This window comes from Mesorhizobium sp. M1A.F.Ca.IN.020.06.1.1 (assembly GCF_004023265.1).
In the GTDB taxonomy this organism is placed as follows: Bacteria; Pseudomonadota; Alphaproteobacteria; order Rhizobiales; family Rhizobiaceae; genus Mesorhizobium.
Window position 1 is genome coordinate 1 of sequence record NZ_RZSR01000220.1, and the last position, 7,276, is coordinate 7,276.

The window sequence follows — 7,276 nt, forward strand, 5'->3', positions numbered from 1 at the left end:
GCGTGCTTGTCGGCGGCGTTGAGCGTCGACCAGTCGAAATTCTCGTTGGCGACAGGCGACAGCCCGTAGACATCCATCCAGGAGGCGTTGTCGTTGTCCGGTCCGACATTGACCGAAGCCGCGAAGGGCACCAGGCTGAACTGGACCGGCTTGTCGATCTGCTTGATCTGCGCCGCCTGCTGCGCAAGCGTGTCGACCAACTGCTTGGCGGCCTGTTTGAGCAGGTCGATGCGCTTCTGCCCCGTGCCGGATCCTTTCGTCGACATCGAGCCCGAATTGTCGAGCACCATCGCCACTTCCAGTGTGTTCTTCAAGCGCACCTGTGACTTCATCTCGAGCTCAACGGGCTTTTTCGCGTCGACTCCGTCGACGCCGACGAGCATTGCCGAAGCCGGATGGAAATAGGGATGGTAAGTAAGAGTGGCGCTCATTGTCAGCAAGCCGCCGCCGGCCTGGCTGGTGGGCAGGGTGATGTTGAGCGCTACGTCCGCGGGGTCGATGGTGTTGAGGTTGGCGTTGAAGAAGTCGACCGCATAGGCCTTGATCTGGTCGTCGGTGGCACCTTCCGCCAACCGCCTCGCGGCGGCAAAATTCGCCGCATCGAGCGCGTTGAGCACCATCTGTTTCTGACGGTTGAGTTCGGTGAAGTCGACCGCGATTGCGAGGGCGCCCATCAGCGGGACCATGGCGATCGCCGTCATCAGGGCATAGTTGCCGCGCCGGTCGCGGCAAAAGCGAAGCCAGAATTCGCGCATCTTCAGCAAGCGGTTGCTCTTTCGGATCAACTGACGATGCGCAGGTTCGACAATTCGTTGCCGATCGCCTTGAAGTCGTCAGAAAGCGTGGCGCCGGTCGAGTTCCAGAATAGCTTCGCCGGCTTGCTCGGGTCGGCCGGGTCCCTGCGGAAGCGGGAGTCGGAAGCGCAAGCCTTCAGCGCAGCCATGGCCTTCTTCTCGTCCGCCTTGGTGTCAACCAAATCGAGCGAGACCGTCATCACCATGATCCCGGCCGCCTTGGCATTGGCGCATAGCGTCTGCATCTGTTCGTCAAGCGCGGCGGTGTAGTTGCCGTCCGTATAGGTGGTCTTAGGCACCGCGGTGCTCGTATTCATGAACAGGCGCGTGACGCTTGCCAGTGCGGAGTTGACTTTGCCTGTATAGCCATAGGCCGCATAGGTGGAACGGTTGTTGGCGTAACTGGCGTCGCTGATCGCGCTGTAGGTATTGGCGCCGTCGGTCAGCACGATTACGACCTTGTCGTTGCCCTTTTCGTTGTTTGGCCGACCTTCGGTGAAGGGCTCGTTGCTTGAGACTGTCCGCCAGCCCCAGGCGAGCCCCTCGGGTACGTTCGTATTGCCAGTTGGCGCCATAGCATTGATGGCGTCAGTCAGTTGCTGCTTCTGCGCACTCACCGTGACGTCCTTGAGGGGCGTGATTGGACTGGTGGTGCAGGCTGCGTTCGGGCCGTCACCGGCACCGGCCGAAGTCGAACCGTAAGGCTTCACCAGAAAGTACTTCCGCATGTCCGATTGCCGCTGAACCGCGGTTGGGTTTAATGAATAAGGCCAGTCTGCCCACCAATTGTTCTCGTAGCCGTAGCTCAAGCTGTTGACATCATTCGTGCCGTCGCGGTTGAAGTCGCGCCACAGCGTGCCGGGCTCGTCCGGAGCGAACATGGGCACAAAGAGCGTCCCAGGATTGGACGTGGTCGGCGTCGTGTCGTCGTCGTTGTAGGGATAAGGCCTCGCTTCGACGCACCCCTACCAACTCGCATAGCGGCTGGTAGTGTAGACATATTGCGGGTCAGTCCAATGTCCGTCGGTGCATTTGCCCTTTTTGTTGTACGCGTCGCAGATGTACTGCTTTGAGTTCGGCACCTCTTCGCGACCCGATTCCACGGTCATGTCGGCATAAAGGCTGAAGCGGGTCAGGGGCTCACCCTTGGTATCGCCCCAACCGTCACCGCGTTTGTACCAGGCGCCATTGACCTTCTCGGCGTACTTGTTCGGATCGTTGGCGGCGCTCATCGTCGTCCAGTCGAAATTCTCGTGCTGGACCGGGGAGATACCATCTTGATCCATCCAGCTGTCGCCGTCATGCGTCGGCCCGACATTGACCGAGGCAGAGAACGGAACCAGCGAGAACTGCACTGGCTTGGAGATCTGCTTCATCTGCTGGCCTGCAGCGCCAGCGTGTCGACCAACTGCTTGGCGGCGGCTTTTAGCAGGTCAATACGCTTCTGCCCGGTTCCCGAGCCCAGGGTCGACATCGATCCGGAATTATCCAGCACGAGCGCCACTTCCAGCGTGTTCTTAAGTCGGATTTCCGGCCTCGCCGAAACATTGACTACGTGGTCGCCCGCAGTCCCGCCGAGCAGCATCGCCGCCGCCGGCAGGAAATAGGGGTGATATTTCAGGGACGCCTCCAGGACCAGGGTGCCGCCGCCGGCATTGTTGTTGGGCAGCGTGACGGTCAGCGTCGTGTTGGCCGGAAGCACGTGCCTGAGATTGGCCTCGAAGAACTGCTTGGCGTAGGCCTTCGCGTCCGCGTCGCTCGCTCCGCTGACGATCTGTTGCGCTGTCGCGACCCCAGCAGCATCTAGGGCGTTGAGCGTCTCCTGCTTCTCTCTAACCATTTCCGTAAAATCGACGGCCAGTGCCACGGCACCCATCAGCGGCACCATCGTGATGACTGTCAACAGGGCGTAGTTGCCCCGCTTGTCGCCTATAAATCTGCCGATCATTGCGCTCAGCCCCCGCAAAAGACCCATACCGGTATACGACCATGGTCCTAGTTCGGTGCTACCATGGTCATAGATCCTTAAATTTCAGCTTGCCCGAAACGTTCAAGCACGCACCGCCATTTTGACGGCGTGTTAACCCTACGCTTCCGAACGGGCGTGGTCGCGGCTCGTCCCGGCGGCGATGGCGAAAGCTGGTGACAGGATGGAGCGCTTCGGTTATGCGGGACCGGCCATGGCGGCCTCCGAACCAAAAGGATGGCTGTCGCGGCTTTGCCTAGACCAGTCTCAGGATAACGGCATGGCGGACTCGCCAAACATCATCGCTTCGCTCACCGATCTGACAGAAAACTACGCGGCCATCCTGTGCGACGTATGGGGCGTGGTGCACAATGGCGAATGGCACTTCCCCGTCGCCGCGGAGGCGCTTGCCCGGGCGCGCGCGGCAAAAGTGCCGGTGGTGCTGATCACCAATTCGCCGCGGCGCAGCGCCGACGTCGTTGCGCAGATGCATGCGATCGGCGTTCCGGCAGATGCCTATGACCGCGTCGTCACCTCGGGCGACGTCACGCGCGACTTGATCGCCGAGGGTCCGAGGAAGATCTTCCACATCGGGCCCGAGCGCGACTTCACCCTCTATGACGGCTTGGACGTCGAACTCGTGGAGGAATTCGAAGCCTCCGGCGTCGTCTGCACCGGGTTCTACGACGACGAGGTGGAGAAGCCCGCCGAATACGCGGAACTGCTGCAGCGGCTGCGTGCCCGCAACCTGCCCTTCATCTGCGCCAACCCCGACATCCTGGTCGAGCGCGGCGAGCGCACCATCTGGTGTGCCGGCGCGCTGGCGCGCGACTACGCGCAGCTCGGCGGCCGCACGCTGATTGCCGGCAAGCCCTTCGCACCGATCTACAACCTCGCCATGAAGGAGGTCGCCGGACTGCTCGGCCACGCGGTCGAGCGCAAACAGGTTCTCGCCATCGGCGATGGCATGATGACCGACGTCAAGGGTGCCGCCGACAACGGGTTCGACGTGCTCTATGTCTCGGGCGGGATTCATGCTCGCGACTATGGCGACCCGCTGCGGCCGGATCCCGAAAGGCTGGCGGGATTCCTCACGACGCACGGTTATCGCCCGGTCGCCGTCATCCCGCGGCTGCAATAGGCGGGAAGCCGGACCATGACGGGCGCCCCGCCATCACGCAGGTCGGTGCTGGAACGGGCGCTGGCCGAAGCCGGCCGCCGCCGCGTGCCGGCCCTGGTGCTCACCTTCGAGCCGCACCCGCGCAAGGTGTTCAGGCCGGACGTGCCGCTCTTCGTGCTGACGCCGCCGCCGATGAAGGCGCGGCTCCTGGCCAGGCTCGGCTTTGCCGCCCTCGTCGAGCAGCCGTTCACGCGCGACTTCGCCTCGCTCTCGGCCGAGGCATTCGTGACCGATGTGCTGGAAATCAGGCTGGGCGTCAGCCATGCCGTCACCGGTTTCGACTTCCACTTCGGCAAGGACCGCCAGGGCGGCCCGGCTTTCCTGATGGCGGCCGGCGAACGCCACGGCTTCGGCGTCACGCTGGTCGATGCCTTCCGCGACGAAGGTGCCGAGGTCGTCTCGTCCAGCCGCATCCGCGCCCTGCTTTGCGAAGGCAAGGTCGGGGAAGCAGCCGGCCTGCTCGGCTATCGCTTCACCGTCGAGAGCGAGGTGATCGCCGGCCAGCAGCTCGGCCGCACGCTTGGCTTTCCGACCGCCAATATGAAGCTTTCGCCGGAAGCCACTCTGAAGGAAGGCATTTACGCCGTCCGCTTGCGCCGCGCCGATGGCACGCTCCATGACGGCGTCGCCAGCTTCGGCCGCCGGCCGACCGTCGACGATAATGGCGTGCCGCTGCTCGAAACCTATGTCTTCGATTTCTCCGGCGATCTCTATGGCGAGATCTGCCAGGTGTCGTTCTTCGGCTATCTGCGCCCCGAGCTCAAATTCGATGGGCTCGATGCGCTGGTCGCGCAGATGAAGCGCGACGAGGCCGAGGCGAGGGCGCTGCTCGCAGGTGTGCGTCCGCTATCGGAACTGGACGCCGCCATCTGTTTCTGAGGTCTGGCAGGCGCGGTGGCGAAGAGAAGCCTCAAAGCGCCTCCGTCCGGCTAGCAGATTGTAAACCTTGGCGATTGGCGAAACGCCCTCTCATGTCGTCATCCCAGGGTCTTCGCGACGGAGCTTCTGCTTCGCCTGGGATGACGATGTTGGGCAGGCTTCGGCCGATCGCGAAGGTCGAGTACCCTACCGCTTGAGCGCCAGCCCGGTGGCAATGAAGCTCCAGCCTTGGAAGACCAGGTCGACGGCCAGGAACATGCCGAGCACCCACAGGCTGTTGACCGGCCAGCCCATGGCGATGATCAGGCCAAGCAGGATGGTGATGATCGCGGCTGCCAGCAGCCATCCCCAGCCTTGCTGCGGCCGGTGGTTCCAGGCGACCCAGGCCCTCAGCAGCCCGGAAGCAATGAGCGCGACGGCGAGCAGAAACGTCAGCACCGCCGAGGCGAGAAGCGGGTTGTAGAAGGCGAAAAAGCCGGCGACGGCATAGAGCAGGCCGCTGAGCAACCAGTAGAAGAAGCGCCCCCAGGTCTTGACGCCGAAAGCATGGATGATCTCGATGACGCCCGCCATCAGCATCAGCCAGCCGACGACATAGACCGAAGCGACGGTGGCGATGAAGAGATTGCCGAAGGCGATGCCGCCGAAAATCAGCAGCAGCACGCCGAGCGCCACGAACCATCCCCATTTGTCGCGCGTGCGTCCGATCGCGTCTTCCAGGGTATTGCCTTGCAAGCTCATGGCTTCGTCTCCCTGCAGAGTTCGCCCTGCGGTTGAAGGAAGGTAATCCCGATGTGATCACCCGTCCAGCGCGGTGGCTATTGCCAAGATGCACCGAAGCTGGTCATTTGACTTTGCGCAATGGAGGTACGGCGATGAAGCGATCCTATGGGCTCGCCCTGTTTTCCTCGGCTCTCGCCCTGTCCACTGTCGCTTCGCCTCCCGCCTTCGCGGCGCAGCCCGGCGATCCGCCGGACGGCATCGCCAAGATAGAGACGGTGGTCGTCATCTTCGCCGAGAACCGCGCCTTCGATAATCTCTATGGCCATTTTCCGGGTGCCGAGGGCATCGACAAGGCGAGCAAGGAAAGCTTGCAGCAGCGCGACCGTAACGGCTCGGTCCTGTCAGAGCTGCCGCCGGTCTGGGACGGGCTGACCGCCAAGGGCGTCACGCCGCCGGTGACGCAGGCAATGACCGAGCACCTTCCGAACGAACCGTTCACGGTGAACGACCCGAAAGGGTTCAACGTGCCGCTCAGCGTCGTGACGCATGATCTGTGGCATCGCTTTTACCAGAACCAGATGCAGATCAACGGTGGCAAGAACGACATGTTCGTCGCCTGGGCCGATTCAGGCGCCATGCCGATGAGCAACTGGGACGCCTCCAAGACCGATATGTGGGCCATTGCGCAAAAATACGTGCTCGCTGACCATTTCTTCATGGGCGGCTTCGGCGGCTCCTTCTTCAATCATCAGTGGCTGATCTGCGCCTGCGCGCCGTACTACGCGAATGCCGACAAGAGCCCGGCCAAGCCGTCGATCGCGGTGACGGACGCCAGCGGCACAGCGCTGAAGATCGCCGACAATTCGCCGAAATCGGCGCGCGACGGGATCCCGAAATTCGTCTCCGACGGCAACCTGACGCCGGATTTCTACGCGGTGAACACCATGCAGCCGCCATACCAGCCGAGCGGCAACGATCCGGCGCCCGGCGGCGACCGGCTGCTCGCGGATCCTACCAAGCCCACCACGCTGCCGCCGCAGACGGAACCGACCATCGGCGACATGCTCAGCCTCAAGCACATAAACTGGGCGTGGTATTCCGGAGCCTGGCAGTACACGCTCGACCACGGCAACAAAACACCGATCCCGAACTTCCAATATCATCATCAGCCGTTCAACTATTACGCCAATTACGCTCCGGGCACCGAGGCCAGGCGCGAACATCTGCGCGACGCCGGGTTGACTGGCGCGAGCTTCATCCAGGCCATCGACGACGGCGCCCTGCCGCAGGTCTCTTTCTATAAGCCGCAGGGCAATCTCAACGAGCACTCCGGCTATGCCGACATCCAGGCCGGCGACCGCCATATCGCCGACGTCGTGGCTCATCTGGAAAAGAGCCCGCAATGGCCGCACATGCTGGTCGTCGTCACCTATGATGAGAACGGCGGCATCTGGGATCACGTCGCACCGCCCAAGGGCGACCGCTGGGGACCGGGCACGCGCATTCCCGCGATCATCATTTCGCCTTTCGCCAAGCGCGGCTATGTCGATCATACCCCTTATGACACGACGTCGATCCTGCGCTTCATCACCGAGCGTTTCGAATTGCCGGTCCTGCACGGCATCGTGGTTCGCGACAAGGCCGTAGCCGCGCATGGCGAGCCGCCGCTCGGCGATCTTACCGGCGGGCTTGACCTGAATTGAGGGCGCGTTTTCGGAGGACGAACATGGACGC

The 7,276-nt window shown here is 62.7% G+C and carries 5 protein-coding genes and 1 pseudogene; 3 read left to right on the top strand and 3 right to left on the bottom strand.

What is annotated here, in order from left to right; all coding sequences use genetic code 11:
• Nucleotides 1–755 (bottom strand): TadE/TadG family type IV pilus assembly protein (locus EOA60_RS12330; protein WP_164899281.1); only part of this gene is annotated, 755 nt, incomplete at its 3' end.
• 26 nt (nt 756–781) lie between these two features.
• Nucleotides 782–2,742: pseudogene (locus EOA60_RS12335) on the bottom strand (TadE/TadG family type IV pilus assembly protein).
• Nucleotides 2,743–3,040: 298 nt separating this feature from the next.
• Between EOA60_RS12335 and EOA60_RS12340 the strand changes: the two are divergent.
• On the top strand, nt 3,041–3,901 hold the full coding sequence (locus tag EOA60_RS12340; RefSeq protein ID WP_164748166.1) for a TIGR01459 family HAD-type hydrolase: 861 nt from the start codon (nt 3,041–3,043) through the stop codon (nt 3,899–3,901).
• A 15-nt stretch (nt 3,902–3,916) separates the two neighbouring features.
• Nucleotides 3,917–4,819: a bifunctional riboflavin kinase/FAD synthetase gene (locus EOA60_RS12345; RefSeq protein ID WP_128311407.1), complete on the top strand. Its 903-nt coding sequence runs from the start codon at nt 3,917–3,919 to the stop codon at nt 4,817–4,819.
• A gap of 186 nt (nt 4,820–5,005) precedes the next feature.
• Here the strand turns inward: EOA60_RS12345 and EOA60_RS12350 are convergent, their stop codons facing one another.
• Complete coding sequence (locus EOA60_RS12350; protein ID WP_066996639.1) at nt 5,006–5,560, bottom strand: HdeD family acid-resistance protein; 555 nt, start codon at nt 5,558–5,560, stop codon at nt 5,006–5,008.
• 134 nt (nt 5,561–5,694) lie between these two features.
• Here EOA60_RS12350 and EOA60_RS12355 point away from each other — a divergent pair, with 134 nt between their 5' ends.
• A complete protein-coding gene (locus EOA60_RS12355) occupies nt 5,695–7,245 on the top strand; it encodes an acid phosphatase (RefSeq protein ID WP_095824829.1) in 1,551 nt (516 codons plus the stop codon).
• The last annotated feature ends 31 nt before the right edge of the window (nt 7,246–7,276 follow it).

Excerpts from the sequence above, each read along its gene's own strand:
- EOA60_RS12350 (WP_066996639.1), bottom strand. The coding sequence starts at position 5,560 with ATGAGCTTGCAAGGCAATACCCTGGAAGACGCGATCGGACGCACGCGC.
- EOA60_RS12355 (WP_095824829.1), top strand. The coding sequence starts at position 5,695 with ATGAAGCGATCCTATGGGCTCGCCCTGTTTTCCTCGGCTCTCGCCCTG.
- EOA60_RS12340 (WP_164748166.1), top strand. The coding sequence starts at position 3,041 with ATGGCGGACTCGCCAAACATCATCGCTTCGCTCACCGATCTGACAGAA.
- EOA60_RS12345 (WP_128311407.1), top strand. The coding sequence starts at position 3,917 with ATGACGGGCGCCCCGCCATCACGCAGGTCGGTGCTGGAACGGGCGCTG.